General features: G+C 62.8%; 28 protein-coding genes and 2 pseudogenes. 16 read left to right on the top strand and 14 right to left on the bottom strand.

Features of this window, described 5'->3' with window-relative positions:
* Window positions 1–35 precede the first annotated feature (35 nt).
* The gene (locus tag CP556_RS23540) at window positions 36–329 is read left to right on the top strand and encodes a DUF211 domain-containing protein (protein WP_098728022.1); all 294 of its coding nucleotides are present in this window, start codon (window positions 36–38) and stop codon (window positions 327–329) included.
* A 13-nt stretch (window positions 330–342) separates the two neighbouring features.
* Window positions 343–912 (top strand): VIT1/CCC1 transporter family protein, encoded by a 570-nt coding sequence (locus CP556_RS23535; RefSeq protein WP_098728021.1) that lies wholly within the window; start codon window positions 343–345, stop codon window positions 910–912.
* A 26-nt stretch (window positions 913–938) separates the two neighbouring features.
* On the opposite strand, the gene CP556_RS23530 is transcribed toward CP556_RS23535, so the two are convergent.
* The 4 genes and pseudogenes from CP556_RS23530 to CP556_RS23515 all read right to left on the bottom strand — a co-directional run bounded on the left by CP556_RS23530 (window position 939) and on the right by CP556_RS23515 (window position 4,654).
* The gene (locus tag CP556_RS23530) at window positions 939–1,496 is read right to left on the bottom strand and encodes a hypothetical protein (RefSeq protein ID WP_255291584.1); all 558 of its coding nucleotides are present in this window, start codon (window positions 1,494–1,496) and stop codon (window positions 939–941) included.
* A 304-nt stretch (window positions 1,497–1,800) separates the two neighbouring features.
* On the bottom strand, window positions 1,801–3,174 hold the full coding sequence (locus CP556_RS23525) for a hypothetical protein (protein WP_098728020.1): 1,374 nt from the start codon (window positions 3,172–3,174) through the stop codon (window positions 1,801–1,803).
* Between the two features lie 160 nt (window positions 3,175–3,334).
* Window positions 3,335–3,778 (bottom strand): pyridoxamine 5'-phosphate oxidase family protein, encoded by a 444-nt coding sequence (locus tag CP556_RS23520; protein ID WP_098728019.1) that lies wholly within the window; start codon window positions 3,776–3,778, stop codon window positions 3,335–3,337.
* Window positions 3,779–3,920: 142 nt separating this feature from the next.
* Window positions 3,921–4,654, bottom strand: a pseudogene (locus CP556_RS23515) (helix-turn-helix domain-containing protein).
* Between the two features lie 89 nt (window positions 4,655–4,743).
* On the opposite strand from CP556_RS23515, the gene CP556_RS23510 reads away from it, so the two are divergent.
* A complete protein-coding gene (locus CP556_RS23510) occupies window positions 4,744–5,865 on the top strand; it encodes an MBL fold metallo-hydrolase (RefSeq protein ID WP_098728018.1) in 1,122 nt (373 codons plus the stop codon).
* 3 nt (window positions 5,866–5,868) lie between these two features.
* Window positions 5,869–7,158, top strand: a complete 1,290-nt coding sequence (locus CP556_RS23505) for an MFS transporter (RefSeq protein WP_098728017.1) — start codon at window positions 5,869–5,871, stop codon at window positions 7,156–7,158.
* A 90-nt stretch (window positions 7,159–7,248) separates the two neighbouring features.
* Here CP556_RS23505 and CP556_RS23500 read toward each other — a convergent pair.
* The 4 genes and pseudogenes from CP556_RS23500 to CP556_RS23485 all read right to left on the bottom strand — a co-directional run bounded on the left by CP556_RS23500 (window position 7,249) and on the right by CP556_RS23485 (window position 11,629).
* A pseudogene (locus tag CP556_RS23500) lies at window positions 7,249–8,489 on the bottom strand (MgtC/SapB family protein).
* A gap of 273 nt (window positions 8,490–8,762) precedes the next feature.
* Complete coding sequence (locus CP556_RS23495) at window positions 8,763–9,179, bottom strand: universal stress protein (RefSeq protein ID WP_098728016.1); 417 nt, start codon at window positions 9,177–9,179, stop codon at window positions 8,763–8,765.
* Between the two features lie 174 nt (window positions 9,180–9,353).
* A complete protein-coding gene (locus tag CP556_RS23490) occupies window positions 9,354–10,922 on the bottom strand; it encodes an ABC1 kinase family protein (protein ID WP_098728268.1) in 1,569 nt (522 codons plus the stop codon).
* Between the two features lie 266 nt (window positions 10,923–11,188).
* On the bottom strand, window positions 11,189–11,629 hold the full coding sequence (locus CP556_RS23485) for a pyridoxamine 5'-phosphate oxidase family protein (RefSeq protein WP_098728267.1): 441 nt from the start codon (window positions 11,627–11,629) through the stop codon (window positions 11,189–11,191).
* A gap of 136 nt (window positions 11,630–11,765) precedes the next feature.
* Here CP556_RS23485 and CP556_RS23480 point away from each other — a divergent pair, with 136 nt between their 5' ends.
* From CP556_RS23480 to CP556_RS26295, 3 genes are all read left to right on the top strand, one after another.
* A complete protein-coding gene (locus CP556_RS23480) occupies window positions 11,766–12,401 on the top strand; it encodes an IS6 family transposase (protein WP_098728266.1) in 636 nt (211 codons plus the stop codon).
* Between the two features lie 80 nt (window positions 12,402–12,481).
* Window positions 12,482–12,715 carry a DUF7344 domain-containing protein gene (locus CP556_RS23475; RefSeq protein ID WP_218012003.1) on the top strand — a complete coding sequence of 78 codons (234 nt, stop codon included), beginning with the start codon at window positions 12,482–12,484 and terminating at the stop codon, window positions 12,713–12,715.
* A 369-nt stretch (window positions 12,716–13,084) separates the two neighbouring features.
* Window positions 13,085–13,237: a hypothetical protein gene (locus tag CP556_RS26295; RefSeq protein WP_176548329.1), complete on the top strand. Its 153-nt coding sequence runs from the start codon at window positions 13,085–13,087 to the stop codon at window positions 13,235–13,237.
* 431 nt (window positions 13,238–13,668) lie between these two features.
* On the opposite strand, the gene CP556_RS23470 is transcribed toward CP556_RS26295, so the two are convergent.
* The gene (locus tag CP556_RS23470; protein WP_098728015.1) at window positions 13,669–14,058 is read right to left on the bottom strand and encodes a DUF2267 domain-containing protein; all 390 of its coding nucleotides are present in this window, start codon (window positions 14,056–14,058) and stop codon (window positions 13,669–13,671) included.
* Between the two features lie 262 nt (window positions 14,059–14,320).
* Between CP556_RS23470 and CP556_RS23465 the strand changes: the two genes are divergently transcribed.
* Window positions 14,321–14,782, top strand: a complete 462-nt coding sequence (locus CP556_RS23465) for a universal stress protein (protein WP_098728014.1) — start codon at window positions 14,321–14,323, stop codon at window positions 14,780–14,782.
* 77 nt (window positions 14,783–14,859) lie between these two features.
* Here CP556_RS23465 and CP556_RS23460 read toward each other — a convergent pair whose 3' ends face one another.
* From CP556_RS23460 to budC, 3 genes are all read right to left on the bottom strand, one after another.
* Window positions 14,860–15,291, bottom strand: a complete 432-nt coding sequence (locus tag CP556_RS23460) for a universal stress protein (RefSeq protein WP_098728013.1) — start codon at window positions 15,289–15,291, stop codon at window positions 14,860–14,862.
* A 106-nt stretch (window positions 15,292–15,397) separates the two neighbouring features.
* The gene (locus CP556_RS23455; RefSeq protein ID WP_255291581.1) at window positions 15,398–15,859 is read right to left on the bottom strand and encodes a universal stress protein; all 462 of its coding nucleotides are present in this window, start codon (window positions 15,857–15,859) and stop codon (window positions 15,398–15,400) included.
* Between the two features lie 71 nt (window positions 15,860–15,930).
* Window positions 15,931–16,659 carry a meso-2,3-butanediol dehydrogenase gene (gene budC / locus CP556_RS23450; protein ID WP_098728012.1) on the bottom strand — a complete coding sequence of 243 codons (729 nt, stop codon included), beginning with the start codon at window positions 16,657–16,659 and terminating at the stop codon, window positions 15,931–15,933.
* Between the two features lie 217 nt (window positions 16,660–16,876).
* Between budC and CP556_RS25620 the strand changes: the two genes are divergently transcribed.
* The 6 genes from CP556_RS25620 to CP556_RS23425 all read left to right on the top strand — a co-directional run bounded on the left by CP556_RS25620 (window position 16,877) and on the right by CP556_RS23425 (window position 21,809).
* Window positions 16,877–17,011 carry a hypothetical protein gene (locus tag CP556_RS25620; protein WP_255291580.1) on the top strand — a complete coding sequence of 45 codons (135 nt, stop codon included), beginning with the start codon at window positions 16,877–16,879 and terminating at the stop codon, window positions 17,009–17,011.
* Window positions 17,012–17,309: 298 nt separating this feature from the next.
* Entirely contained in the window at window positions 17,310–17,504 is a 195-nt protein-coding gene (locus CP556_RS23445; protein WP_176548328.1) for a DUF8015 family protein, read from the top strand.
* A 204-nt stretch (window positions 17,505–17,708) separates the two neighbouring features.
* Window positions 17,709–18,128, top strand: coding sequence for a universal stress protein (locus CP556_RS23440; protein WP_098728011.1), 420 nt, complete (start codon window positions 17,709–17,711; stop codon window positions 18,126–18,128).
* A 608-nt stretch (window positions 18,129–18,736) separates the two neighbouring features.
* On the top strand, window positions 18,737–19,237 hold the full coding sequence (locus CP556_RS23435; RefSeq protein ID WP_098728010.1) for a universal stress protein: 501 nt from the start codon (window positions 18,737–18,739) through the stop codon (window positions 19,235–19,237).
* 8 nt (window positions 19,238–19,245) lie between these two features.
* A complete protein-coding gene (locus CP556_RS27455; RefSeq protein ID WP_394340756.1) occupies window positions 19,246–19,914 on the top strand; it encodes a class I SAM-dependent methyltransferase in 669 nt (222 codons plus the stop codon).
* Window positions 19,915–20,009: 95 nt separating this feature from the next.
* On the top strand, window positions 20,010–21,809 hold the full coding sequence (locus CP556_RS23425; protein ID WP_098728009.1) for an SLC13 family permease: 1,800 nt from the start codon (window positions 20,010–20,012) through the stop codon (window positions 21,807–21,809).
* Window positions 21,810–21,983: 174 nt separating this feature from the next.
* On the opposite strand, the gene CP556_RS23420 is transcribed toward CP556_RS23425, so the two are convergent.
* Window positions 21,984–22,625: a dienelactone hydrolase family protein gene (locus CP556_RS23420; RefSeq protein WP_098728008.1), complete on the bottom strand. Its 642-nt coding sequence runs from the start codon at window positions 22,623–22,625 to the stop codon at window positions 21,984–21,986.
* Between the two features lie 126 nt (window positions 22,626–22,751).
* Here CP556_RS23420 and CP556_RS23415 point away from each other — a divergent pair, with 126 nt between their 5' ends.
* Window positions 22,752–23,390, top strand: coding sequence for a phosphoribosyltransferase (locus tag CP556_RS23415; RefSeq protein WP_098728263.1), 639 nt, complete (start codon window positions 22,752–22,754; stop codon window positions 23,388–23,390).
* A 143-nt stretch (window positions 23,391–23,533) separates the two neighbouring features.
* Window positions 23,534–24,751 (top strand): CBS domain-containing protein, encoded by a 1,218-nt coding sequence (locus tag CP556_RS23410; RefSeq protein ID WP_098728007.1) that lies wholly within the window; start codon window positions 23,534–23,536, stop codon window positions 24,749–24,751.
* A 42-nt stretch (window positions 24,752–24,793) separates the two neighbouring features.
* On the opposite strand, the gene CP556_RS23405 is transcribed toward CP556_RS23410, so the two are convergent.
* Complete coding sequence (locus CP556_RS23405) at window positions 24,794–25,243, bottom strand: universal stress protein (RefSeq protein ID WP_098728006.1); 450 nt, start codon at window positions 25,241–25,243, stop codon at window positions 24,794–24,796.
* Window positions 25,244–25,562 lie beyond the last annotated feature (319 nt).

The raw sequence follows: 25,562 nt of genomic DNA, 5'->3' as shown, positions 1-25,562 counted from the left end.
CGACACTAAGGGTGTCGAGACCGACCATACGCGTCATGAACGCAGCTATCAGACGGCTCGTTCTCGACGCGATGAAGCCACAGGAGCCGGATATCCTCGAGTTCGCCGACACCGTCGCCGACAGTCCGGGCGTCGAGGCCGTCAACGTCGTTCTGGTCGAGACCGATCGCGAGGTCCAGAACCTCAAGCTGACGGTCGAAGGCGACGAAATCGACGCAAACGCTCTCGAGGAGGCCATCACCGACCTCGGCGGAACGGTGCACTCGATCGATCAGGTCGTCTGTGGCGATCGCCTCGTCGAACAGGTCGAGACGCCGCAGGACAAGTGACCGGAGGCGACACGTGAGTTCCATCGGCGACCTCCTCGAGGACGACGAAGTCAGGTCGATCTCGCGGCGATACTTCATCTCCAACGGGTTCGACGGGACGCTGACGAGCATCGGCGTCGTCGTCGGGGCCTACCTGTCGGGCATTTCGGACGGGCTCACCGTGATCACGATCGGTCTCGGCGCGGCCGTCGGATTGGGAACGTCCGGCGTCTGGAGCGTCTGGGAGATCGAACGGGCCGAGAAACAGGCCGAACTGCTGGTCATCGAGCGAGCGATGTTGACCGATCTCGAGGAGACAGCGGTCCAGCAGCGGCGGGTGGGCGCTCGCAAAATCAATGCGGTCGCGAGCGGAATCGGACCGCTCATCGGCATTTTGCTACCACTGGCACCGTTTCTCGCCGAAGGCATCGCCTTCTCTATGCTCGAGGCGACGCTGGTCGCCATCGCAGTCGGCGTCGCCGTGCTCTTTACGTTCGGTGCGTATCTCGGCTCGATCTCGAAACAGAACTGGATCGTCGCCGGGATCCGAATGGGGCTCGCAGGGATCGTGGTCGCGTTTCTGAACCTATTCTTGCCCGGGTGACGTCCCGAGGCGGCCGCGGGGCCTCGTTAGCTCTGCAACAGCGGTCGGTACAGCCACGCGGCGACCGCGGTAAACAGCAGCGCGACGACACCGAGTCCGACCGCGTTACCGACCGCGGCGTGGGGGTCGTCGTTGAGTCCCGTCGCTATCGACATCGCCGAGACGGAGATCGGCACCAGCGCGAACCAGCCCACGATCCCGGACACCGCCTTTCGAGCCCACGCCGCTCCTCGGACGAGGCCCCAGCCGGCCCCGAGCGTGACCGGTACCACGACACCGAGATCGAGCAGGAAGATCGACCAGTACATCGACGGATCGTCGCCGTACTCCGCGGGTATCGCGCCGCCGGACCCCAGCCCCTGAAACGCGGGTGCGTAGCGGGAGACAGTAAAGCCCGCAAGAAGGAGCAACACCGCGGCGAAAACCAGTTCCTGGCGCCGGGACAGCACCGGCAGGTGATCGACCGAGATCCGGTTCCACGCTCGGAGGAGTACGCCGCCACTGAGGACGAATATTCCGAGGCGAAGCGCGACTATCGGACGGTACTCGAGGGACTGCGGACCGACGACGTACTGGAGAAACATGTACGCCGCGTACGCGGCCGGCGGGACAGCCGCTACCGGGTCCCGCGCGATGCCCTCGAAACGCGAGTACCGCCGCCGCAGCGCTCCACGGAGCGACGATCGTTAGCGAGACGGCCCGCGGCCAGCCACCGGTCCGGTTCCATGACTGACGTCCCCTCGGGGTACGACCCTGCTACGTCGCGCACCGTGGAAAGATTTCCGCGACCGACGGGTCGAATCTGACGCCGTCCGAACCCCGTACCCGCAGGTCCGAGTTCCGGCCGAATCCACACGCGTCGCGAACCCGTCGCTATCGACGGCACCGTCACACTGACGGGGACACTTCCGCCGATTCCGCCCGTTCGGCGCGGTGTTTGATCCCCCGAAGCATCTTCCACTCCATGACGAAGTGCGCCGGCTCCCAGCAGAGGTACTCGATCGCCGCGGCGAGTCTCGGATGCGTCGTTCCCAGTCCGATCGACGATCGACTCGAGGCCGACCGCGTGCGAGCGAGCAGTCGCGTCGTCCCCTCTTCGAGCGGCTCGAGGACGAACGCCCACGTCCACGCCGGCGAGTCGCCGGGCGGCCTGAGGACGAGCGCTCGCTCGGGCTCGAGACGAGCGACTTCCGGCGCCGATTCGGGCGACGAGACGGGATAGTCCTCGGGCGCCAACCTGACCACGTCACCCTCCGCGAGGTCCTGGTATTCCGGAATGATTCGATCCACGTTGTGAATGTCGGCACCGACGGCCCGCTCGAGCAAATCGTAGCTGTAGAAGCCGCCGCGCCCCTGACCGATCTGGACGAGCCACGGCCAGACCGACTCGGCGGGCGCATCGATCTCGATCGCGTGGGTGACCTGATCCGTCGCGTCCGGGAGGAGGTCGTCGCCCGGGAGGGGACCTCGCGCTTCGCCTTCAGTCGTGCCCCAGCGACGGTGCCAGGGGCGTATCGCGACGTGGTACGCGCTCGCGGCGAGGAGCGCCGCGGCCGCGACGGTACCTCGGACGAGTCGGCTCGAGCGGCCTCGGTTTTCGCCCCCGCTGCCGGACGCCGTCTCCGGCGGTTTCCGATTCGGACGGACTTCAGCGTCGGCCGCGATGCGCTCTAGCGCACGCGACATCAGGTAGCCCGCGAACGGGCCGATGACGCGCCAGTACCGGCGGAAGTTCCGGCGGGCGGGGTCGTCGGTCGTCGCAGTGCGCGCCTCGTAGGACAACAGCGTCCGGTCCTCGCCGTACGGTCGGACGGACAGGCCGATCGCGAGTTTCGCGTACCCCGGCTCGTCGAACGCCGAGAACTCGTCTGGCTCCACCTGTCGCCACTCGATCGCCGGTCGCCAGAACTTCCCGACCGCACCGAAGACGAACTCCTCCCCATACGTTTCGTCGAGCAGCGTCCACTCATCGGTCTCCGGAACGTCGATGAACCGCATTCGTTCGGGCGGTGGCGATCCGGAATTCCCCCGAATCCGGCGCACGATCACCATCGGTGCGTTTCGCAGCGCGCCGAGGGCGCTGACGATCGGCCCGGTGTCCAGCAGATCGGCGGTGAGCATCGCCTCGTACGTCGTCTCGGGATTGGCGTCGACGACCGCGTGTCTGATCGTCGTGACGTCGTATTCGGGGAGTTGACGGTCGATCAGCATTGACGAATCGGTGCCGACTGACGGATCGCTCGCGAAGGGGTTTCGTCTCATGCGAACTCACCGGATCACTGCAACGGCAGTGGACCTAAATCGGGTGCCTCGATTCGCTGAATCCGTCCTCGAGCACTCCTCGACGCGAATAACGGCGAGACCGTGAGAACACGCCGGCTGTCGGCCACTGGGCCGGTATTGTGCCGTCCGGTCGACCGCGCTAGTCGCCGGTCCGCCGCCCGGTAATCGACTCGACCTCGAGTTCAAAGATCTCGAGATCGACCGCCGCGACGTCCTCGTCGAAGATCCGAAGCTCGAGGAACGACTCGTTGACCGCCGCCTCGTCGAACTGCGTCCGCTCGCGACCGGTTAGTTTCCGGAGCGGCCCGGTGACGACGATGCTCCAGGAGTCGCCGGACTCGCCGATGTCGTACAGCGTGAAACACGCGGTTTTCGTCTCCTCGAGGTACGAGAGCTTCGTGCTCGAGCCGTCGGTCGATAGTCGGACGTAGAGTGAACCCGAGTCGTAGTGGTGTGCGACGGGAATCGCGTACGCGTCGCCGTCGGCGGCGAGCGCGAGTACACCGGTGTCGACGCGCTCGAGGTGCTCTCGGACCGCTTCGTCGGTCATCCCGACCGTGTAGACGTACTCGACGTGCTCCATGCGGAAACGAACGCGCGCAATCAGCATGAAGAACGGGGGTAGGGTGTTCGTCCTGCGTGCCGATAGCGGCTGACCCCGCCGTGTGGGGATCGCGTCGGAGACGGAGAAGCGAGCCGTCGAACGCGTCGCGTTCGACGAGCGATCAATCGGCGTGCTGTTCGGGCCGTCCCGACCGATCGACCCCCAGCGGATTCGCCGCGGTCCCGGACGTCACCAACCGCAGATACGTGCCGGCGTTCGCCATGAGCTTGTTCTCCGCCTTCCGGAGGTGTTCTTCGTACGTCGAGCGGGCGACGGATGTCCGGGACGCCAGCTCTCGGAGCGACGTTCCTCGCGGCTGTTCGTAGTAGCCCTGCTCCAGCGCCAGCTGTAACGCCGCCAGCTGCCGGTCGGTGAGGTCCTCGAACAACCGATCGACCGGTGCCAGCATGCTGTGTGGGATCCCTTGCTCCGTGATAGCGGTCTTGGAGAGCAGTTCGATGTCCCGATCCGCATCGAGGTCTCGAAGCAAGGCCCGAACATCGGACTCGTCGAACGCGATCACCGTGTAGTGCTCCCACCCCTGCCGGTGAATCGTCGGTGGCTGGTAGAGGCAGTCGTGTTCCTCGAACCGCTCCAGGATCGACCCCTCGAGCGCGCAGAGACAAGACTGGGTGACGACATGGATCCCCGAGTCGTCGATTGACTCGTGGAGGACCGTCCCGATCTTCCGGATCTCCGCCAGCAACTCGTCGGTGGGGCCTCCGCGGAGCTAATCTCGAGCACCTGACAGTCACTCAGGTACCACTCGCGAATCGTCAGATCCGGAAATCGCTCCGAGATCTCCCGGTAGGGACACTCGTGTTTCAGTCGAAACGAGGCCTCGTACAGACTCATATGCCGTCGTTCGGTCTCGAGAGAATTAACGGTGCCGGTCATGTCCCGCACCACTCCTATTCGGGTACTGACCGTACGAGTGAGTATCGATGGCAGAAATCAGTCCGACGGAACTCAGTGATCGGTTGCGGGACGGCGACGACGAGAGTGAGGACGTCCTCGTCCTCGATATACGCCACCGGGACGAGTACGACGAGTGGCACGTTCCGGACAGCGTCAACGTCGACGTCTACGACGAACTGACCGACGATCCGGAGACGGCGAAAGACGCCCTCGAGGATCTCCCGGCCGACCGCGAGATCGTCACTGTCTGTACCGCAGGGATCGTTTCACAGACCGCAGCGGAGGTCCTGCGCGAGATGGGCTACGACGCCAGCACGCTCACCGACGGCATGAACGGGTGGAGCCGTGTTCACCGGAGCGCCCCCGTCCCGACCGACCTCGAGGGGACGCTCGTTCAAGTTGCTCGTCCCGGGAAGGGCTGTCTCTCGCACGTGCTGATTTCGGACGGCGAGGCCGCCGTGTTCGATCCCTCCCACTACCTCGAGGAGTACGAGGCGATCATCGACGCCCGCGACGCCGAACTCGTCGGCGTCTTCGACACGCACGCCCACGCCGACCACGTCTCCGGCGGCGCAGACCTCGCCGAGCGACACGACGTTCCGTACTTCCTCCATCCGACGGACGCGATCGCGATTGATGCGACCCCGATCGAAGACGGCGAATCGATCGCGATCGGGTCGGTCGACGTTGAGGTGATCCACACGCCCGGCCACAGCGAGGGTAGCGTCTCGTTCGATCTCGAGGGGGAAGCCCTGCTCACGGGCGATACGCTCTTCCACGAGAGTGTCGGCCGCGTCGAACTCGGCGTCGAGGCTGGGCTCGAGGATTCCGACGTTGAAGGGAACGCTGCGACGCTCTACGAGAGCCTCCAGCGCCTGCTGGACCGGCCCGACGACGCGGTCGTCCTCCCGGCACACGATCCGGGGTCGCCTGAACCGCCGGTGACTGAGACACTCGGTGACGTCAAAGAGCAAAACGCGGATCTCGACCGCGAGCGCGAGGAGTTCGTCGAGACGCTCGCCTCGGACATCCCGGACCATCCGCCGAACTTCGAGCGCGTCAAGCGAACGAACGTCGGTCAGGAGGACGTCCCCGACGAGGAGCTGTCCGAGCTTGAGCTGGGGCCCAACCGCTGTGCTGCTGAGTAACCGATGAGTGGACAAACGAAACTGAGACAGGGAATTCGCGAACACCTCGGACAGTTCTCGCTGCACGTCTTGCTGGTGTTCGCGACCGGCCTGACGATCGGTTCGGAACGGACCGTCGTCCCCGTGCTGGGCGAGGAAGTACTCGGTGTCGAATCGTTCTTCGTCATCGGCTCGTTCGTCGTCTCCTTCGGCTTCGTCAAGGCGCTGCTTAACCTCTACGCCGGCAAGTGGGGCGAGGAGTACGGGCGCAAGCCGGTGCTCGTACTCGGCTGGATCACCGCGCTCCCGATCCCGATTATCCTCATCTACGCCCCGAGCTGGAGCTGGATCACCGTCGGGAATATCCTCCTCGGTATCAACCAGGCGCTGACCTGGAGCATGGCGATCAATGCCAAGATCGATCTCGCCAGCCCCGACCAGCGTGGACTCGCCGTCGGCATCGACGAGGCCTTTGGCTACACCGGCGTCGCCGTGGGCGCGTGGATCACGGGCGTTATCGCCGGCCAGACGAGCCTTCGGCCGGAGCCGTTCTACTTCCTCGCTATCGTGGTGGTGCTTGCGTTCCTGATCTCGGTCTTCCTCATCAAGGAAACGGTCCAGCTCGCACAGCTGGAGGCCGACCAGGACCACCACGACGCGAACCTCCCGTTCAACGAGGTGCTGAAGCGGGCCACGTACGGCGACAAGACGCTGTTCGCGGCCGCACAGGCCGGCCACATCGAGAACTTCGTCGACACGCTGTTCTGGATCGCCGTGCCGCTGTATCTCACGAGTCAGGGGCTCGCGATCGAAGCCGTCGGGGTCGTTGTCGGCGTCCATAGCGCGATGTACTTCCTCCAGATCGGCACCGGCGGTCTCGCCGATCGGATCGGACGACGCCCGCCGGTCATCGCCGGGATGTTCATCGCCGGAGCGGGCGTCCTCGGAATGGTGTTCGTCGACAGCTACCTCCCGTGGACGATCCTCGCCGCGCTCTCCGGGCTCGGCATGGCGCTGCTCTACCCGAACCTGATGACTGTCCCCAGCGATGCGGCCCATCCGACGTGGCGGTCGGCCGGCATGGGCGTCTACCGGATGTGGCGTGACTCCGGCTACGGCGTCGGCGCGATCTTGATCGGGCTCTCGATGGAGTTCGTGAGCGACGAAGCCGCGTTCTACATGACCGCAATCTTGATGTTCCTCTCCGGTGCCGTCGTCTACGTGTGGATGGAGGAGACCCATCCCGAGTTCGGCACCCACGAACCGCCGGCACCGGCCCCGGAGACGGCACACGGCGCGGCGCTCGAGGACTGACCGGACGGCGGTCGCTCGACCGAACGATCGGTTTCGCGTCCCGTCGAGGTGGGTCGTTCGGTACCGACATCGCCAAGAGAACGCACTGAATCAGAGTACAACGACGGCGATTCCGAGAACCGAGACGATCCCGAGTGCGACCGTCACCCGTCGACCGAGTTTTACCGTTCCCAGTAGCCACGCGAGCCCGGCCTTCATGAACGTGTTCGCGATCGCACCGATGACGATACCGGTCGTCGCGACCGAGGGGGATATTTCGCCGTCCGCTTCGAGCGCGCTCAGCGTGAGGGTGATGGCGTCGACGTCAGCGAGCCCCGAGAGGAACGCCGTCGCGTAGATCCCCGAATCGCCGAACCAGGAATTGGCGGACTGCGAGACCAGAAGGACGATCGCGAAGACCGCGCCGAAAAACAGCGCCGGTCGGAGTCGAAACGGGTTCTTGAGGTCCGTTTCGACCGTCGGCTCTCTGGTCGATTGCCAGTATACGACGCCCGCGATGAGCATGCCGATACCAGTCATCGCCCCGAGCGGAACGACGACTCGAGGGAGCAGTGTCGGGTTGACGACGGCGACCTCGAGGAGTGCTCGCGGGAACATGACGATCGACGCGACGATGATCGAGAACGAGCTGATCTCGTAGAGATCGGGAGCTTCCCGCGTCCGTTCGGCCATCGAGACCGTCGTCGCGGTCGAGGAGACGAACCCGCCCAGAATCCCCGTCAGGGCGATCCCGCGTTCGGCTCCGACGACGCGGCCCAGAACGTAGGAAACGAAGCTCAGCCCGGTGACGAATCCGACCATGAGCCAGACGAATCGCGGGTTCAGTCCGTACAAGGCGTCGAGCTCACGGTCAGGCAAGATGGGAAGGACCACGAAAACGACGAGAATGAATTTAAGCGACGCACGGCGTTCGTGTTCATCGATCCGGTCGACGAGTCCGTGAATCGTCGGCTTCGCGGAGAGGAGGACGGTGACGATCCCGCCGACGACAATCGCAAAGAGCGCCCCGCGCTCGGAGTGGGCTGTCAACGCACCAAGGAGGACAGTGAGGATGGCTGCGGTCAACGTCGTGAGTCCAACGTCCCCTTCGGTCAGAATTTTCCCGGCGTAGGCGACGGTCAGGGAAGCGCGATAGCGAGCACCGTAACGGGTAACAGCTCCGGAAAGAACGCCTGCACGATCGCACCGATGAGTGCAAAGAGCGGAAAGGTGCGGCTTCCCGCGAACGTGCCACCGGACTCCGCCTGTTCTCGTTCCAGCCCGATGAGAGCACCGATACCGAAGGCGATGAGGAGGCGAAGGAGAAACGAGTCGATAATCGGTTCTGCCATTCGCTGTCGTATTTCACCTACCCAGTTGTCAAACTTCGGGACTCGGGCGGTTCATACGGTCTACTGTCAGTCATTGTCGGTGTGACCGCGACCGCCTTGCGGTCCCACCGGTAAATCGGTACAGCAACCCGTATCAGTCATCGAAACCCTGACTCCGATCGATCGACTCCCGTCGACCACTGTGCCCGATTCGGGCCGGCTACGGCCGGTCGTCACCGCGACGGAGATCCGCCGGACCACACCAAGGCAAGACGACGAGGACGAGTGCTCGATTCACCTGACGACGGTCACCGGAACCGGTGCGCGACGGACCACCCGTTCGGCCACGCTGCCGAGCAACACGCGTGAGACGCCCGATCGACCGTGACTGCCGATGACGATCTGATCGACGTCGTTTTCGGTCGCGAATTCGACGATGCCGCGAGACGGGCGACCGATGACGATCTCGGTCGTGACCGAGGCGCCGTGATCGTCGGCGATCTCCCGGGCGGTCTCGAACAGCGTCTCGGCTTCTTCCTCCTCGAGCCCCATGAGCCGTTCGTAGTCGCCGGCCATCTCGCCGTGACGCATCACCAGTGACGGATTGATCACGTGTAATACCGTGATCTCGGCGTCCGGAAACGTCGTGATGGCGTGTTCGAGCGCTTCTCGAGCTGGGTCGGAGTCGTCGATCGGGACGAGTACACGCATACATGTCGGTCAACGGATCGGAGTATATACGTTGGGAGAAAACCCACCGGCGTGGAATCGGTCGGGTCGACCTGAGACGAACAGGGCGTCACGACTCATCGCTCTCGCGACCCCGCCTCTCGCTCTGCTCCAGATCCGACGACGGGAGCGAACGCTCCCGATTTCGGTGCCGCCTCAGCCGGTCCACCGCCGCCGAACGTACAGTCCGAGAAAGACGAGCGCGAGACCCACACTCCCGACTTCGAGGGGCAATTCGTGGAACGTCAGCACGGCGGCCGCGACGAACAGGGATCCGGCCACGATCGCGTAGCCGACTGCCGGATCGCCGCCGCTTGGCGGGTCGACAGGATCGGTTCTGACGACGAGTTCACCCCGCTCAAGTTGGCCGAAGACGCTATCGAATCGGGCGGGGGCTCGCGCGAGCACCGGTGCCGATTCGCGGAGGTCGGCCCGGACGTCTTCGAACAGCGCCTCGAGTTCGCTCTCGATGATCCCGTAGTCGACGAGAAACGACCGCGTGGCGGCGATGAAGTCGAACTCCGGATCGAGCGTTCGACAGACGCCTTCGCCGACCGTTCCGACGCGGACGAGCAACATCACATTCGGCGGGATACGAAACGGAAACTCGTGGAGCCGAGCGAACAACTCGGTGATGATCGAGCGCCAGGTAATGTCGGACCGCCCCTCGAGGTTCTCGATCAGCAGTTCGAGGACCTGTCGAGCCGCGACGCGATCGACCGTCGGCTCGAGGACCTCGAGCGCGATGAGCGTGTTCAAGAGCCCATCGACGTCGCGACGGACGAGGGTGCGATAGAGACTCGTAATATCGTCTTGCTCTTGGGGACTCAGTCGCTGGCTCATCCCGTAGTCGTAGATGACCAGCCGGCCCTCGTCGGTCACGGCGAGGTTGCCTGGGTGTGGATCGGCGTGGAACACGCCGTCGACGAGGCCCATTTTCAAATACGAACGGGCGATCAGCGTCGCCATGTCGGTCGGTTCGACGCCGACGTCCTCGAGAGCGCGGTCGTCGGTGACCTTCTCGCCGCGGACGTACTCCATCGCGACGACTCGCTCGGAGCACAGTTCCGGATGAACCGTCGGGACGACGACGCGATCCTGGTCCGCGAAGTTGTCCTTGATCTCTGCCATGATCGACGCTTCGCGACCGAAATCGAGCTCCTGAAGGATGATGTTCTCGAAGTCGTCAGCGACGTTTTCGATCGAATATCGCTGGCGCTCGTCGGCGAACGCTGCGAGCAGCGGCACGAATCCGCTGATGACTCGGAGGTCCCGTTCGATGCGGGACACAATCCCCGGTCGGCGGACCTTCAGGGCGATCCGTTCGCCCTCGTACTCGGCGGTGTAGACGAACGCGAGCGACCCGCCGGCGACCGGCTCGAGCGTCTCGAGATCGAGGTCGTCGCCGAGTTCCGCCTCGACGACGGTCAGTGGGTCACCGCCCGCGTCCTCGGGTACCTCGTCTTGCAGCGACGCGAACGCTTCGACGTACGTCGGCGGAACGATGTCCGGGCGCGTCGACAGCACCTGCCCGACCTTGATAAACGCCGGGCCGAGCTCGAGCATCGTCTCGGTGAGCCGTTCGGCTCGGTCGCGATGCACCGCCGTCGAAACGCGGCGGGACGGCCCGAACAACAGGAACCGCCGACGATCCCTGAGAAACGCGATCGCGAATGGCAGGAAGCGAACGAGTACCGTCAGGAACCGAGGGTAGTATCCCATCATCGTCGGTGGGTCATCCAGTTGCCGATCGACCGATCGTTCATAGCCCATCTTCGAACACCGGGCACAAATACGTCAGTGATCCGGACGGCACCCGGTCGCCCTCAAATGACTTCCTTCGCGACCGTTCAAGACGGGTTCGCGAGGGCTGTTCGCGGCCGCAAGCCTCGAGAACGGACGTCGACGCGACGGTAGCGTTGACCGCCAGATCAGGGCACCCACCGCGACAGCGTCAGTCAGGGACGCTTCCGTCGATCGGGGCCCGTACGTTAGACCGCCTCTTTTCGTCCGCTGATCGTCTCGGGAACGAGGCGAAAGTCGTGAAACGGGATCTCGTCCCGCGGGCGATCGAACATATCGACCGTCGGGATGCTGACCGCCCACATCCGCTGGACGGCGGCCGACTCCTCGGGGAGTTCCGCTAATTCCTCGAGGGTACCCGTCGCGACGACGCTTCGCCATCCCGCATCGGTTTCGCCGTGGACGACGAACGACACCGGTCTCTCGACGAGGTCCGCCTTGGAACTTCCCGACGGAAACGAGAGCCGAAAGTAGAAGTCGCCACTGTCCGCGTAATAGCCGTACGACACTGGTAACGACGTCGGCGACTCGTCCGCACCCGTCGCGAACGAGAGGACGCCGGTACCGCCGTCGCTGAGGAACTCGTTTCGTTCGTCCTCGGGCAACTGCACCCATCGAAGTCCGGTCATCATCCGTTGTCACCACTCGAACGGTAAAAAAACTCAGTCTCAGGTGACATCCTCCCCGCCGTAAACGGCGGGGCTTCCCGTACCGGCGCTGTTTCGTTAAGCGTGAAAAGTGAGGCGGTACGATTTTATGGTGTCCATGCCAAAAATCGACCGCCTCAGCGGGTGTAGCGACTGGATCGATTTGAGTTTTGTGGAGCGAGAGCGGACACCGCGTCAACTGATGGAACTCGGTATTCGACTCCATCTCGCTGGCCGTTCGCTTTCGAATACCGTTCGAGAATTAGAAAGGTTCGGTGTCGAGCGCAGTCGCAAGGCAGTCCATGATTGGGTTCACAAGTGCGATCTACAGCCGGCGGATGACGAGAAGCCGAATCACATCGCGCTCGACGAGACAGTGATTCAACTCGACGAACATCGTTATTGGCTGTACACTGCTGTTGATCCGGGAACAAACAAGATTCTCCATATACGGCTGTTTTCGACGACTACGACCGCGTTGACAGAACGGTTTCTGCACGAACTCACTGAGAAACATGATCTTGATGATGCCGTGTTTCTCGTCGATGGAGCAAGACATCTCCAGACTGCACTCCGTCGATCTGGGCTCCGATTTCGATATGAAAAACATGGAAACCGGAACGCTGCGGAACGTGTCTTCCGCGAGATAAAGCGACACACCTCTTCGTTCTCAAACTGTTTCAGTCACGCACAACCGTCAACAGCCGAATCGTGGCTCCAAGCCTTCGCAGTCTCGCACAATGCTACAAACTAAACACGATCATACAATGTGAGAGAACGTGTACAAACGCGGAAACAAAACACTTGACGGAAAATGAGTACCACGAATTGCTCATGGCAGAGCCGAGAAGAATGGCGCTTGACATCTTGACGAACACAACCACCCCTGTGGACCTCAAAGACCTGGCGGCGATGATTGCTGCACGAGAAAACGATGTGGAGGTTGCCGACGAAGAGACCGCTGAGCGTGTTGCATTCTTTCTCCACCACTCTCACCTCCCAAAGATGGCTGACCTCGGGGTTATTGACTATAATCCGGACGCATCCCGCGTTGAGTCGTGTCTCTGACGACGTAATTCCAGACGGCTGGGGTTTCATCGGTCATCAATATCACTTACAAAATCGTCACGGCTGGGAGGCGGCGGACCGAACCAAGTACTCGATACTGGAAATAACGTGACCAATACTGATGGATTTGCCGAAAGTGCTGAGCACGAAGACAGTCGTCAGCAGTGCGGTAGTCGCAGGTCCGTTCATACGCTCTCTTTCACTTCCACACGGCCGTTAGACTCAGTGCAATAACCTGTTTCTGATCACTAATGGCACCACTGGGTAACTGCTCTGGTAAACTGTGAACCGTGTACTCACTGGTGAAGATATTGTTGCACTGTGGAAACTTCTAGAGGCCTTTTGTTGTCTGAGTTACAACGACCTCGTATGGAAATACCAGTGAACCGCCTCGGCATCCTTGGTATTTTTGGGACCATAGGTGTGTGGACGAACGAACCCGCCTTTTACGCGCTCTTCGCCCTCTTTGCCTTGTTCGTCAGTGACCGGACGATATCTCTCCCGATTGGGGATACTGGCTGAAGAGACGAGGTCCGTTCGATATTTCTCACAGTCGCTTTCACAACGAGTTCACGAAACTGCCTGGATCACGTTCGCGCCCGAAGCGTGTCGCCGTACCGCTTCTTGAGCGCGAAAAACGCAGCCTCAATGTTTGACGCTGGTGAGAGGTTCCGTCATCAAATGAAATGAACTTCAGAGCACTATAGTCTAGTTGGCACTGAAACGATTTACATACTGATCGCATTGTCCGCGGTGCTCGCTCACGGCTCGCTCCGCTCACCGTTCGCGTTCCCGCGGTTCAATACCATCAAAAATCCACCAGAACAGATCTTTGCTCCCCTAGCCACTCTGAATGAGCGCCGTTTCCAATTCTCTACCCCGTAAGGGCTTCATCAATCGGTGACATTCAGTCGGCTGAGAGGAGCGCACCGGTCCCGAAGCGGATTCGCCACTCACTCCGTCGGCGCCTCGAGCAGTTCGAACAGCGGGTCGAAGTCGTCGGGCAACTGATCGCGAATTTTCTCGAGGTTCCCCGCCGGGACGTCGTCGGCGACGACGGTCATGACCTGCTGGGCGTGGTAGTTGGCGTCCGAGCTATCGACGCCGTCGCGTTCGGCGACCCGGTCGAGAAACTCCTGATAGTCGAAGCGCTGACCGTGTTCGGCTTCGGTCAGATAGCGATCGATCTCCATCGGGAGGGGACTGGCGAGATCCGTCGCTTCCCCCTCCTGTATCCGTTCGCCGAGCGTCGTCAGGACGGCCCGGGTCGTGCGGACCGCGTGACCGAACTGGCCGTACTCGAGTCTGTGCTGAACCTGTCCGATGAATTTCTTGTAGTTCATTACGGTAGTACCCCGTGATCTTCCGCGAGCGCTCGGCGTCTATGCCGATGAGACGGACGAGTGGAAGCGGCCGCGATCGCCTCGAATCGACCACCGCTGTCGAAGCGGTATCGGAAACGGCGAGCTCGCAACCGTCAGACTGCCTGTGACTGCTGTGCTTGAACGTACCCCGCCCACCCAGATAAAGGTAGTCGAGTGTACCATCACCGTTCTCGCCACTGACCGGATAGTATTTTCACGCTCGGGAAAGTACGAGCGGTCGATGTCTCGTCACCTGCTCGTTCCCGTCGACGGATCGCCGTTATCCAGGCAAGCGCTCGAGTTCGCCCTCGAGGAGTACGACAACGCGTCGATCGTCGCGTTTCACGTCCTCGATCCGACGGACCCGGGGTACAGTTCCGCGACCGAGATAGACGTTCGAAACGAACCGCGACACGGCTCCGACGAGTGGTACGAGCGAGCGAACGAGGAAGAAAAGCGCATCTTCGAGGACGCCCGCGAGTTGGCGGCCGACTCCGATGCGGATCTCGAGACGGAACGCGCGGTCGGCGACCCCGCACGCGAGATCGTCGACTACGCCGAGGACCACGAGATCGATCAGATCGTCATGGGCAGTCACGGTCGAAGCGGCGCGACCCGGCTGCTGCTCGGGAGCGTCGCAGAGTTGGTCGTCCGCCGCTCCCCGGTGCCCGTCACGGTGGTTCGCGACGAAACCGAACGGTGAACCGCCTCGGGGCATGACCCCGGAGCAATCGGCCCGTTTCTGCCTGTAGATCGCGTCCGACCGGCTCGTCGCAGGCGCTATCGGACGACAGTCACTGGAACGGAAGCGCGCCTGACCACGTGTTCGGCGGTGCTGCCCATCCGCACCTCGGCGGGCCCGCCCCGACCGCGGCTTCCCATGACGATCTGGTCGGTTTCGGTGTCGCCGACCGCGGCTACGATCGTCTGCGCCGGCGAGCCGACTGCCGTCTCGATTTCGATCGTCGCTGATCCGTCTTCGACGCCCTCGCGTGCTTCAGCGAGGAGTTCGGTCGCTACGCCGCGCTGTTCGTCGAGCCATTCGTCGGTCAGCGGTGGGTGCCGGTCTCCCTCGGCCTCGGGCGTCGGCTCGAACGGATCGATCGCGTGGAACAGAACGATCCTGGCGTCCGGAACGGTCTCGAGTGCGTACTCGAGCGCGGCCTGTGCGTGGGACGATCCGTCGTGTGGAACGAGAATCGATCTGGACATCTCGTGTCAGCCTTGGCGGGGAACCAAGGTAAAGCTGCCAGTGAATACGGGTACCGCTGGTACGCCGTGACGCGAGAAGAGCAGTCCGCTCGCGCGGAGGAAGGGATCACGCTTTGGCGTCGGCAGTCGCTTCGGGAACGATCAGAACAGGGGTCGACGCCGTTCGCACGACGCGGTCCGCCGTACTCCCGAGTAAGGGTGCCGAGATCCCCGACCGCCCGGACCGTCCGAGAACGATCAGTTCGATATCCCGCTCGTCGGCGTAGTCGACGATCGTTCGGGCGGGCCGTCCGCGACGGACGGCGCCGGTCACGTCGGCGTCGTGGTCGGCAGCGGTCGCGACGACTTCGTCGACGAGTCGCTCTTTGGCGCGCTCGAGGTCGGACACGAGTGCGGCGTCGAACCGCATCGGATCCGCCGTGACGTCGACGACCGCGAGGACGTGGACGATCGCGTCGGTTCCGTCAGCGAGGGACAACGCGAGGTCGAGCGCTGCTGAAGCGACATCGCTCCCGTCGATCGGGACGAGGATCGTTTGCGGGGTCCCGTCACTGTGTTCCGTCGCCACCGTATCAGTGCGTGTATCTGACGCTGACGATGGGGATCGGTGATCGTCGGACGACGTTCGCTGCGACGGCATCAGAACGCCGTCCACCCGCCGTCGATTGGGATGTTCGCCCCGGTGATGTACGACGCCTCGTCGGAGGCGAGGAACGACGCCATGGGCGCGATCTCCTCGGGTTGGCCGTGGCGATCCATCGGCGTTCGCTGCTTGAGCAAGTTATAGAACCGTTCGGACTCGAGCAGGTCTTCCGTCATCGGTGTTTCGACGAACCCCGGACAGATGCTGTTGACGCGAACGCCGCTGTCGGCGTAGTCGACCGCGACCTGCTGGGTGAAGTTTACGACGCCCCCTTTCGCCGCCGAGTAGGACGCGGCACCCTTGCCGCCGACCAGTCCGTAGATCGACCCGAGGTTGATGATACAGCCGTCGGACTCCTCGAGGTGCGGTATCGCCGCTTTCGTGCCGTGCATGACGCCGTCGAGGTTTGTCTCGATCACCGCCTCCCACTCCTCGAGTTCCATTTCCTCGACCGACGTCTCGCTCCCGATGCCGGCGTTGTTCACGATGACGTCGAGTCGTCCGTACTCGTCGACTGTCTTCTCGACGAGCGCTTCGACCTGATCGTACTCGCGCACGTTACAGCGTTCGAACCGACAGTCGAGTTCGTCGGCCGTCGCCGCCCCGGTCTCCTCGTCGACATCCGCGATGACGACGGTCGCGCCGTCGTCGACGAACCGCTCGGCGATCGCCTTGCCGATACCGACTGCTCCGCCGGTCACGATCGTGATTTTGTCCTCGAGCATTGGACCACTTCCTACAGTCAGTACCGACAAAGCGGTTTGTATCGGTCTAATAACCTGTCTTTCACGATTCCGGACCAGTCTAGTCTGATCCGTTGCGAGAGAGATGAAGACCGGGACCGTCGCAGGGGGAGGCGCATGACCGCACAGATCACGCGCACCGTCGGAAGAAACGACGCGAGTTGCGTCGTGAACGTCCTACAGCGGGAGGTGGATGAGTATGCAGCAATGGTTCGTCGACGTCGCCGAGGGCATCGACGACGGAGACCCGGACTCTCTCTTGCGAGGTGTGCGGGCAGACCGCGCTGCCGCCCCGGACATCCGTCCCGAGTGCAGGACGCGGCGCTCGAGATGACCCTCCGGTGGTCCCGTCGCGACCACGTGTAGCAGCGCAATAGTTGCGTTTGGGAACGATTCGAGGGCGTAGTCACGCGCCGTTCCGCTCGTTCTGACCCATCGATCGAGGGGAGGACGTTCTTTTCGTTCCGTTGAAGTAGTTGTTCCATCCGATTTTCTGTCGCCCAGTTCCCAAACGTCGGGAACGATCGGGCTACTTCCGTTGATTGGGATAGTACTCTCCGATAGAGGAACGGGCCAATGTTCGACTACTACGACAAGGTCATCGCAGGCATCGCGGGAAGTATTCTGGGGGAATGCTGCTCGGAATCGCGACCGCTATTGGGGTGACGACCGGTCTCTTCGCCGGGACGCTCGTCGCGACGCTGCTGGTGTACGATGCGATGTTCCGGAACCCGCCGCTGCCGGCGACGGATCCGCGAGTTGCGGCGTCGATTGTCGTCTGGCACGCGGTCCTGTTCGCCGCGGCGTTCGCTGCATACGTCGGGTAGAACGTCCGCCACAAGTCTCAAGACGGACGACCGCGCGATACTCGTGCCGAGCGGACCGAATCCGATGAATTTCGGTAGGTAGCAGACGACTGTCACGGACCAGCACGAGAACCATCGATTCCGTCTCGAGGACTGCCTGTCTATACGTGTAAATTATTCGAGTATAAACTATTTAGCCGGTTTCGACGTTGGTACCAGTGCCCGATGTACGACACGATACTCGTTCCGACCGACGGGAGTGACCCGGCAAACCGCGCTGTCGAACACGCGATGGAACTGGCAGATAGGTACGAAGCCGACGTCCACGCGCTCTACTGCGTCGAGACGCACCGGTACGGCGAACCTGCACTGAGTAGCACCGAAATTGTCCTCGAGCGACTCGAGGAAAAGGGCGCGGCGATGCTCGCTGAACTCGCCGATCGGGCGGACAACGTCGGCATCGACTGGACCAGTACCGTCTGCCACGGTCTGCCCTGGGAAGCAATCCACGAAAAAGCCGACGAGGTCGACGCCGACCTGATCGTGCTCGGCTATCAGGGGCAGAGCCACCAGCGCAGCAGCAAGATCGGGAGCGTCGCCGAACGGGTCGTTCGACACGCCGATCGGCCGGTGTTGACTGCCTGATGTCTCCCACGGCCGCGGCTGTGGGATTTCCCGCTGCGACTGCTGTGATCGAGCGACCCGGATCGATTGGGGTTGCACCGGCGAATTCTCGTTACGACCGCGCTCGCGTTCTCGTCGAGTCGCGTTACCCGCAGCGTAGCCCCCCGGAAATCCGGGTCAGTGACCGCGGTCATCGCGCTCGTCTCCGGTTGGCGCCGAGCGCGTCCGGTTCCGTCAGTCAGTCAATCCGGTATGCGGATCGGATCCGCCGATGTACACGGCCCATAATAGCAATTGTCTGTGACTTACCAGACCGTTTCGATCGTCTCGGTGCCCGTTCAACATCACCCACCGTATAGCGGGAATCAGCCACTGATTTTACAATTGTATTGTCGTAAACAATTTCGTCGGTAATTTCTTATTTTGCCAGTGACAAGTTACCCACCAATAGTATTGTTTACACTATTGGCTCGTGCTTGCTGCCGGAACGATAGAGCCCGCTTACGACGACCGACCGAACGTCCGCGAACGGGTATCGGCCCGGCAATTCCAGCGAGAGACGTGAACGGATCGCCACCGGACGAATACTGGCCCACGAAGTTATTGATCAGGGGATGGAGAGAGGACGTATGACGTTCGTCGTCCCATTCGATGGATCGAATCTCGCCGAAGCCGCCCTTGTCAGGGCCGTCGAGTACGGTACCGCCCTCCAGGAAGACGTCGCGGCCGTGACCGTCGTCCCGGAACGAAAGGGATACGCACGCCAGAAGGGGTGGATCGAGGAGGGCGAAGCGTACGATGTCGAGGCAGTCGTCGAGTCCCTTCGAGAACGGGTTCGGAGCCTCGCGCCGGACGCCTCGTTCGAATACGAGCGCATTCGGGAGTTCCCGCCGGAAGCGCAACTCGCCGAACACGTCGAACGATTGGCCAGAGCGCACGATCCAAGCGTCGTCTTCCTCGGCAGTGAGAACGTCGGCCGCGTCGTGACCCCGTTGACGAGCGTCGGCGTTCATGTCGCCGCCGAAGAGACATACGATGTCTTTATCGTCCGACACGCCGGACCACCCACGGTCGACGCGATCGAACCCCACGCCGACTTCTACCGAGCTGACGATGCGAACGGAGGATGAGAAACGGCATGCCGAAATCGGAACTGTTCGAACGGCACGCGGACCGATACGACGACTGGTTCGAGGCGAATCCTGACGCCTACCGATCCGAAGTCGAAGCGCTTCGGCGGCTGCTCCCGGAGCCGGGATTCGGTGTCGAGATCGGCGTCGGTAGCGGCCGGTTCGCATCACCCCTCGGAATGCAGGTCGGTGTCGACCCCGCCAGCGAGATGTTGGCCCACGCTCGCGATCGCGGTATCGACGTCGTCAAAGGCGTCGCCGAAGCGCTCCCGTTTCCGGCAGACACGTTCGACACCGCGCTGCTCGTGACGACGATCTGCTTCGTCGACGACATCTCCCGGACGATAACCGAAGCCCGGGGGGTGCTCCGTCCCGACGGCTCGTTCGTCAGACGCTACCCGGACGCAGCCGATCGACACCACGACGTCCGTATGTTCCGATCGCGACGAGTCACGTTCGTGTCGTCAGCGGACGATCGACTTTCGTCACGGATACGCCGACGGGGACTTCGATTTCGACGTCATCACGGTTCTCGCCTGGTACGACAACGAGTACGGCTTCTCGACGCAGATGCTCGATCTCGCACGGTAGGTCGCGTCCGCAACCGAGTCCATCGGTATCGATCCGTCGCTCGCCTGCTGAGACCGGCGACCGGACGTTTCCGCACGGCGGTGTAACGTCGACGGGACGAGAACCGTCACGGTTCCGTGACGGTGACGGCGACGGGCGAGAAGCTATTTCGGGGTCGCTGTGGAACGACTGCGGACACGCGATGGCCATGCTAACGACCGGCGCGTTGCTCGTCTTTCTGATCATCGCTGCCGCGCTCGTGCTGTTCGTTACCGAGCCGGTGCCCATCGACGTCACTGCCATCGGGATCATGGTTTGCCTGATGATACTCGGTCCGTGGACCGGCGTCTCCCCGAGCGACGGCGTCGCCGGATTCTCGAACCCCGCGACGATCACGATTCTCTCGATGATGATCCTGAGCGAGGGCGTCCGACGAACCGGTCTCATTCAACGTCTCGAGACGACCGTCGCGACCTACACCGGCACGAACGAACGCAAACAGCTCGCGGCGACCGTCGGGATCGTCGGTCCGCTATCAGGACTGATCAACAACACGGCGGCGGTCGCTGTGTTAGTGCCAATGGTAAACGACCTGGCTCACGAGAACGGGACCTCCCCGTCGAAGCTCCTCTTGCCGCTGTCGTACGCATCGATGTTCGGTGGTATGCTCACCCTCATCGGAACGTCCACGAATCTGGTCGCGAGCAGCCTCTCGGCGGAGTACCTCGGTCGGCCCTTCTCGATGTTCGAGTTTACCAAACTCGGCATCGTCGTCTTCTTGGTCGGGGCGGCGTACTTGCTCACGGTCGGCTACTGGCTCGCGCCGTCGCACGTCACGCCGCGAAGCGAGCGAGCGACGACGGCGCGGGAGGAGTATCTCACGGAACTCGTCGTTCGCCAGGACTCGCCTGTGGTCGGACTAACCATCCGAGAAGCCCTCGAGGAGGTCGATCACGAGGCCGACGTCACCCAACTCATTCGAGACGGCCGGTACGTCTCCAATCCGCCGCTGTCGACTGAGATCCAGAGTGACGACGTCTACACCGTTCGGCTCACCAACGGCGCGCTGCAGACGCTGATCAACATCGAAGGGATCGATCTCGTTCCCGGCGCGACGACCGAAGCCGACCTCGACTCACTCGCGCCAGAACAGACGCTCGTCGAGATTGTCCTCACGGCGGGGTCGAACCTGATCGGCGAGACGATCGAGTCGGCCCGCTTTTCCGACACCTATCACGCTCGCGTGCTCGCCGTTCGACGCGGCGGCAGGATCACCCACGAACGGCTCTCCGAGTTCACCTTTCGACCCGGTGACGCGCTCCTGATCGAGTCCGAGGCGGAGACGGTCGACCGCCTCGCCGACGATCCGAACGTCATCGTCGCCGGCGATCTCGATCTCCAGCAGTTCCGGAGTTCGAAGCTGCCAGTCGCCATCGGCGTCGTCCTCGCTGTCGTGGGCCTGGCCGCGCTCGACCTGCTGCCGATCATGGTCTCCGCCCTGGCCGGCGTCGTCACGATGCTCGCCGCGGGCGTCATCAAACCCGCCGAGGCGTACGAGGCCGTCCAGTGGGACATCATTTTCCTGCTCGCCGGCGTCATCCCACTTGGAAACGCGATGGCTGAAACGGGCGGCGCGGACATTCTCGGCGCGCTCGTCGTCTCGAGTGCAGACATCCTGCCGGCGGTCGGCGTTCTCGGCCTGTTCTACCTGCTGACAGCACTGATGACCAACGTCGTCAGCAACCAGGCGAGCGTCGTGTTGCTCGTCCCGGTAGCGGTCGACGTCGCCGGGCGGTTGGGTGCCAACGCCTTCGCGTTCGTCCTCGCGGTGACGTTCGCCGCCAGCACCGCGTTTATGACGCCGGTCGGCTACCAGACCAACCTCTTCGTCTACGGACCGGGAAAGTACCAGTTCAGCGACTTCATCCGCGTAGGTGGACCGCTCCAGCTCTTGCTCGTCGTCGTGACGACGGGGGGTATCGTCTTCTTCTGGGGCCTCTGATCGGTCGCGGGCTGTGTCGTGCGCTCGCGGCGATCGAGGCCTCGAATCGGGCGACGTCGTCCTCCTCGAGATCGTCCCCTACGTCGGCGACGCGGACGATACCGGACGCTGATCGAGCAGTTCGGGTGTCGGGTTCGGAACCGGTTTGCACGTACGGGACGGCGTCGCACGTCTCTATTTCAGCGTCTCGGCGAACCAGTCGGCTGCCACGTCGGCGACTTCCTCGAGTTCCCCCTCGCCTTCGAAGAGGTGTCCCGCTCCCTCGACGACGTGAAGGTCCTTCTCGCAGGTGAGCTGGTCGAGCGCGTCGCGATTGAGTTCGAGCACTTGCGTGTCGTTCCTGCCGACGATGAACAAGGACGGTGCCTGAACCTCGTCAAGCACCTCGGACGCCATGTCGACGCGACCGCCACGCGAGACGACGGCGTCGACATCGCCCCGCAGACGCGCTGTGCCCCGGAGTGCGGACGCGGCACCCGTACTGGAGCCGAAATATCCGATATTCACGTCGGGGACGTCCTCGCGATCCCACAGCCACTCGGTAACCGCGACGAGACGGTCCGTCAACAACTGGATATCGAACCTGTTCTCACGGTACTGGTCTTCCGCTTCGGTGAGCAGGTCGAACAACAGGGTCCCGAGACCCTGATCGCGGATGACCTCCGCGACGAAGTTGTTACGGGGGCTCTTCCGACTCGATCCACTCCCGTGAGCGAAGACGACGACTCCGGGTGCGTTAGCCGGGATTTCGAGCATCCCCTCCAGTTCCACGTCGTCGACCGGAATGGATACGAGAGTCTCTGAGTGCTGTGCCATATCTGGTCCAACACCGCCGATGACAATTATACACGGGGGTGTCCCCCGTTCGGGTGGGTGACCGTTCGCTTCTGTGATACTACCCGTGTATTATGTAGACACGTGCTGTTCATCAAGCCGGGACTCATGGAGACAGATCGGCAATTCAGAGACCGGACGGAGGCGGGAGAGCAACTCGCGGAGTCGCTCCGGGAGCGAGAGATCGATGCGGATATCGCGCTCGCCATTCCTCGGGGCGGCCTTCCGCTCGGACGGGCAGTCGCCGACGCGCTCGACGTCCCGCTCGACATCGTCGTCGCGAAGAAGATTGGCGCCCCGGGAAATCCAGAGTTCGCTATCGGTGCCGTCGCGAGCGACGGAAGTGTCTGGCAGAACGAGCCGGCGTTCCGCGGAACGGGCGGTGACGAGGAATACTTCGAGCAACAGCGCGAGGAGGAAGCGGCAAACGCACGGCAAAAAGCCGAACGCTACCGAGGCGATCGGGCCGAACCAGTCCTGACGGACGAGACCGTGGTCGTCGTGGACGACGGCGTGGCGACGGGATCGACCGTCAGGGCCTGTCTCAAGAAGCTGCAGGGAAGTGACGCCGATCGTATCGTCCTCGCAGTACCGGTCGGTCCGCCGGACACCATCGACGAACTCGAGGAGGAGACCGACGAGGTCGTCTGCCTCGAGACGCCGCGGGACTTCAGGGGCGTCGGGCAGTTTTACGCGAACTTCGGGCAGGTGTCCGACGAGGAGGCGATGGCGTATCTCGATCGGTAATCGGAAGCGGACGAGAACGGCGATGGATTCCTCGAATCCGGGAATCACCACGTCGATACTTGGAGTTCGGTGACCAACTGCCACTGCTGGCAGCGTCGTTCCGGCGGGATAGCAACACGATCGATCAAAAAAAGTCACCAACCATGGATATTGCAGATATCGTTTCAGAGGAGTACGTCGAATTCACGCCAGAAGCAACCGTTTCGAAGCTCGTCGGGACGTTCGCGGATTCCGCGGTCAAGGGCGTTGTGATCCGTGACGACGAGTTCGAGGGGGTCGTCACCAGGAGACAACTCGCGACCTCGCACCGCCAACCCGACGAAAAGCTCGGATCGCTCGTCTGGCACGTGCCGCGGCTCGCGCCGGACGAGGACGTCCGCAAGGTGGCACAGCTCATGATCGACAGCGATTCGCAGTTACTCCCAGTGTTCGAGGGCCAAGAGCTTGTCAGCGTCGTCACCGTCGACGATATCCTCCGGAAGGTCGAGCCGTTCCTCGACGCGGCGACCGTCACCGAGGCCCACTCCGCCGATCTCGTCTCGATCGGCCCGGCGACCACCCTCGGAGACGCACTCAATGTCTTTCGTGAGAATCACATCACGCATCTTCCGGTCGTCGAGGGGAACGAAGCAGTCGGTATCCTCAGCCTCTACGACGTGACCGGTATCACGGTTCGAGCCGAGGTGCAGAGCCAGGGCGGCGATGCGGGCGGGACGGATCCGTTCGGGGGTGAAATATCCGCCAGCACCGCCCGCGCGGGACGCGGCGGCTTCGGCGCTCGAGAGGGGGAGTCCGAGCGGATGCTGGACCTCCCGGTCCGGGACATCATGGTCTCGCCGGTGCGCACGATTCAGCCGGACGAGACGCTCGACGTCGCTGTCGACGAAATGTTCGAGATCGACGCGTCGTCGCTGGTCGTCACCGAGAACGGCGCGCCACACGGCATCATCACGAAGACCGATGTCCTCGACTCGCTCACGTGGGAGGCCGGCGGGACACGCGGCGTTCAGGTCTATGGCACCGATCTGATTGACGACGTGGCCTACGACGAAATCGTGGCAATAGTCGAGAAGTTCGACGACAGGGACCACGGGATGAACGTCCTCGACGCGAGGGTCCACCTCCACGAACACGACGAGACGCGCCGCGGGCGGCCGCTCCTGCTCGCGCGGATTCGACTGCACACCGATCGCGGGCTGTATATCGCCTCCGGCGAGGGCTACGGCGCGAGCCACGCGATAAACGAGGCCAAGGAGGTCCTGGAACGACAGATACGCGACAAGAAGACCTATGGACAGAGCAAGAAGCCCCCGAGTGAGGAGTTCTGGGAGAAACGCTTCGGCTGGCTGCTCGAGGAGTAATCGACCCTGAAACCGTCCGTGACGAAGACCAGCGGGGCGCGGTCAGCGAACCACGGTCACTGGAACGGTCGCCCGTTCGACGATCGACTTCGCGACGCTGCCGAGCATCAGCCCCGCACGCTCCGATCGCCCCCGGTGGCCGACGAAGATCGTGTCGAATCCCTCGGACTCGGCGTAGTCAGCGATCTTCGCGACCGGATTGCCGTAGAGGAGTTCGACCGCGACGTCGTGACCGAGTTCGTCGGCGAAGGCGGCCGCCTCGTCAGTGAGATCCAGGCCCCGCTGTTCGGCGTCCGCGACGCTCTCGAGGATCAAGCGCGCGTCCGCATCCGAAAGCGACGTGATCGGTTCGCTCCCACCCTCGTCGTAAGCGGTGGGGTCGACCGCGTGGACCACCGTGATCGATCCGTCCGTCGCGTCCGCAATGTCGGCGGCGTAGGCGAGGGCGTTCTCGGACTCTTCGGATCCGTCGACGGCCACGAGGAGTTGCATACGTCTCCGTCCATCGACGACGGAGTTAAACGTGGTCGGCTGTCTTACTCAGTGATAGTTTCCGATCGGGTTCTGGAGGCCCCGTCACCGACGGGTTCGCGCCGGAGAGACGGCGTCAACCGAACGTCAGGCGGGACACCAGCGGTCCGAACGAGACGAGGTCGACGATCGGATTCGTATAGTAGCCACTGAAACGATTCACACACTGATCGGACAGCTATCAATCGAGCAGGCGTGCAATGACTTTCAGTGGCTACTATAGTCAGTGTCACCTGTACCGAGTCGCGTGGTGGCAGACTGGCTGAACGACCTTCTCGAG

This window comes from Natrinema sp. CBA1119, assembly GCF_002572525.1.
Taxonomy (GTDB): Archaea; Halobacteriota; Halobacteria; order Halobacteriales; family Natrialbaceae; genus Natrinema.
This window is presented reverse-complemented; position numbering and strand designations above follow the sequence as displayed.

Bases quoted from the DNA above. Each gene is read 5' to 3' on its own strand.
- CP556_RS23540 (WP_098728022.1), top strand. From the start codon at position 36: ATGAACGCAGCTATCAGACGGCTCGTTCTCGACGCGATGAAGCCACAG.
- CP556_RS23445 (WP_176548328.1), top strand. From the start codon at position 17,310: ATGCTGCTCGGAATCGCGACCGCTATTGGGGTGACGACCGGTCTCTTC.
- CP556_RS23460 (WP_098728013.1), bottom strand. From the start codon at position 15,291: ATGTCCAGATCGATTCTCGTTCCACACGACGGATCGTCCCACGCACAG.
- CP556_RS27455 (WP_394340756.1), top strand. From the start codon at position 19,246: ATGCCGAAATCGGAACTGTTCGAACGGCACGCGGACCGATACGACGAC.
- CP556_RS23490 (WP_098728268.1), bottom strand. From the start codon at position 10,922: ATGATGGGATACTACCCTCGGTTCCTGACGGTACTCGTTCGCTTCCTG.
- CP556_RS23435 (WP_098728010.1), top strand. From the start codon at position 18,737: ATGACGTTCGTCGTCCCATTCGATGGATCGAATCTCGCCGAAGCCGCC.
- CP556_RS23520 (WP_098728019.1), bottom strand. From the start codon at position 3,778: ATGGAGCACGTCGAGTACGTCTACACGGTCGGGATGACCGACGAAGCG.
- CP556_RS23505 (WP_098728017.1), top strand. From the start codon at position 5,869: ATGAGTGGACAAACGAAACTGAGACAGGGAATTCGCGAACACCTCGGA.
- CP556_RS23470 (WP_098728015.1), bottom strand. From the start codon at position 14,058: ATGAACTACAAGAAATTCATCGGACAGGTTCAGCACAGACTCGAGTAC.
- budC (WP_098728012.1), bottom strand. From the start codon at position 16,659: ATGCTCGAGGACAAAATCACGATCGTGACCGGCGGAGCAGTCGGTATC.
- CP556_RS23480 (WP_098728266.1), top strand. From the start codon at position 11,766: ATGCCAAAAATCGACCGCCTCAGCGGGTGTAGCGACTGGATCGATTTG.
- CP556_RS26295 (WP_176548329.1), top strand. From the start codon at position 13,085: ATGGAAATACCAGTGAACCGCCTCGGCATCCTTGGTATTTTTGGGACC.
- CP556_RS23415 (WP_098728263.1), top strand. From the start codon at position 22,752: ATGGAGACAGATCGGCAATTCAGAGACCGGACGGAGGCGGGAGAGCAA.
- CP556_RS23410 (WP_098728007.1), top strand. From the start codon at position 23,534: ATGGATATTGCAGATATCGTTTCAGAGGAGTACGTCGAATTCACGCCA.
- CP556_RS23465 (WP_098728014.1), top strand. From the start codon at position 14,321: ATGTCTCGTCACCTGCTCGTTCCCGTCGACGGATCGCCGTTATCCAGG.
- CP556_RS23530 (WP_255291584.1), bottom strand. From the start codon at position 1,496: ATGTTTCTCCAGTACGTCGTCGGTCCGCAGTCCCTCGAGTACCGTCCG.
- CP556_RS23440 (WP_098728011.1), top strand. From the start codon at position 17,709: ATGTACGACACGATACTCGTTCCGACCGACGGGAGTGACCCGGCAAAC.
- CP556_RS23420 (WP_098728008.1), bottom strand. From the start codon at position 22,625: ATGGCACAGCACTCAGAGACTCTCGTATCCATTCCGGTCGACGACGTG.
- CP556_RS23525 (WP_098728020.1), bottom strand. From the start codon at position 3,174: ATGAGACGAAACCCCTTCGCGAGCGATCCGTCAGTCGGCACCGATTCG.
- CP556_RS23405 (WP_098728006.1), bottom strand. From the start codon at position 25,243: ATGCAACTCCTCGTGGCCGTCGACGGATCCGAAGAGTCCGAGAACGCC.
- CP556_RS23510 (WP_098728018.1), top strand. From the start codon at position 4,744: ATGGCAGAAATCAGTCCGACGGAACTCAGTGATCGGTTGCGGGACGGC.
- CP556_RS25620 (WP_255291580.1), top strand. From the start codon at position 16,877: ATGCAGCAATGGTTCGTCGACGTCGCCGAGGGCATCGACGACGGAGAC.
- CP556_RS23495 (WP_098728016.1), bottom strand. From the start codon at position 9,179: ATGCGTGTACTCGTCCCGATCGACGACTCCGACCCAGCTCGAGAAGCG.
- CP556_RS23485 (WP_098728267.1), bottom strand. From the start codon at position 11,629: ATGACCGGACTTCGATGGGTGCAGTTGCCCGAGGACGAACGAAACGAG.
- CP556_RS23425 (WP_098728009.1), top strand. From the start codon at position 20,010: ATGGCCATGCTAACGACCGGCGCGTTGCTCGTCTTTCTGATCATCGCT.
- CP556_RS23475 (WP_218012003.1), top strand. From the start codon at position 12,482: ATGGCAGAGCCGAGAAGAATGGCGCTTGACATCTTGACGAACACAACC.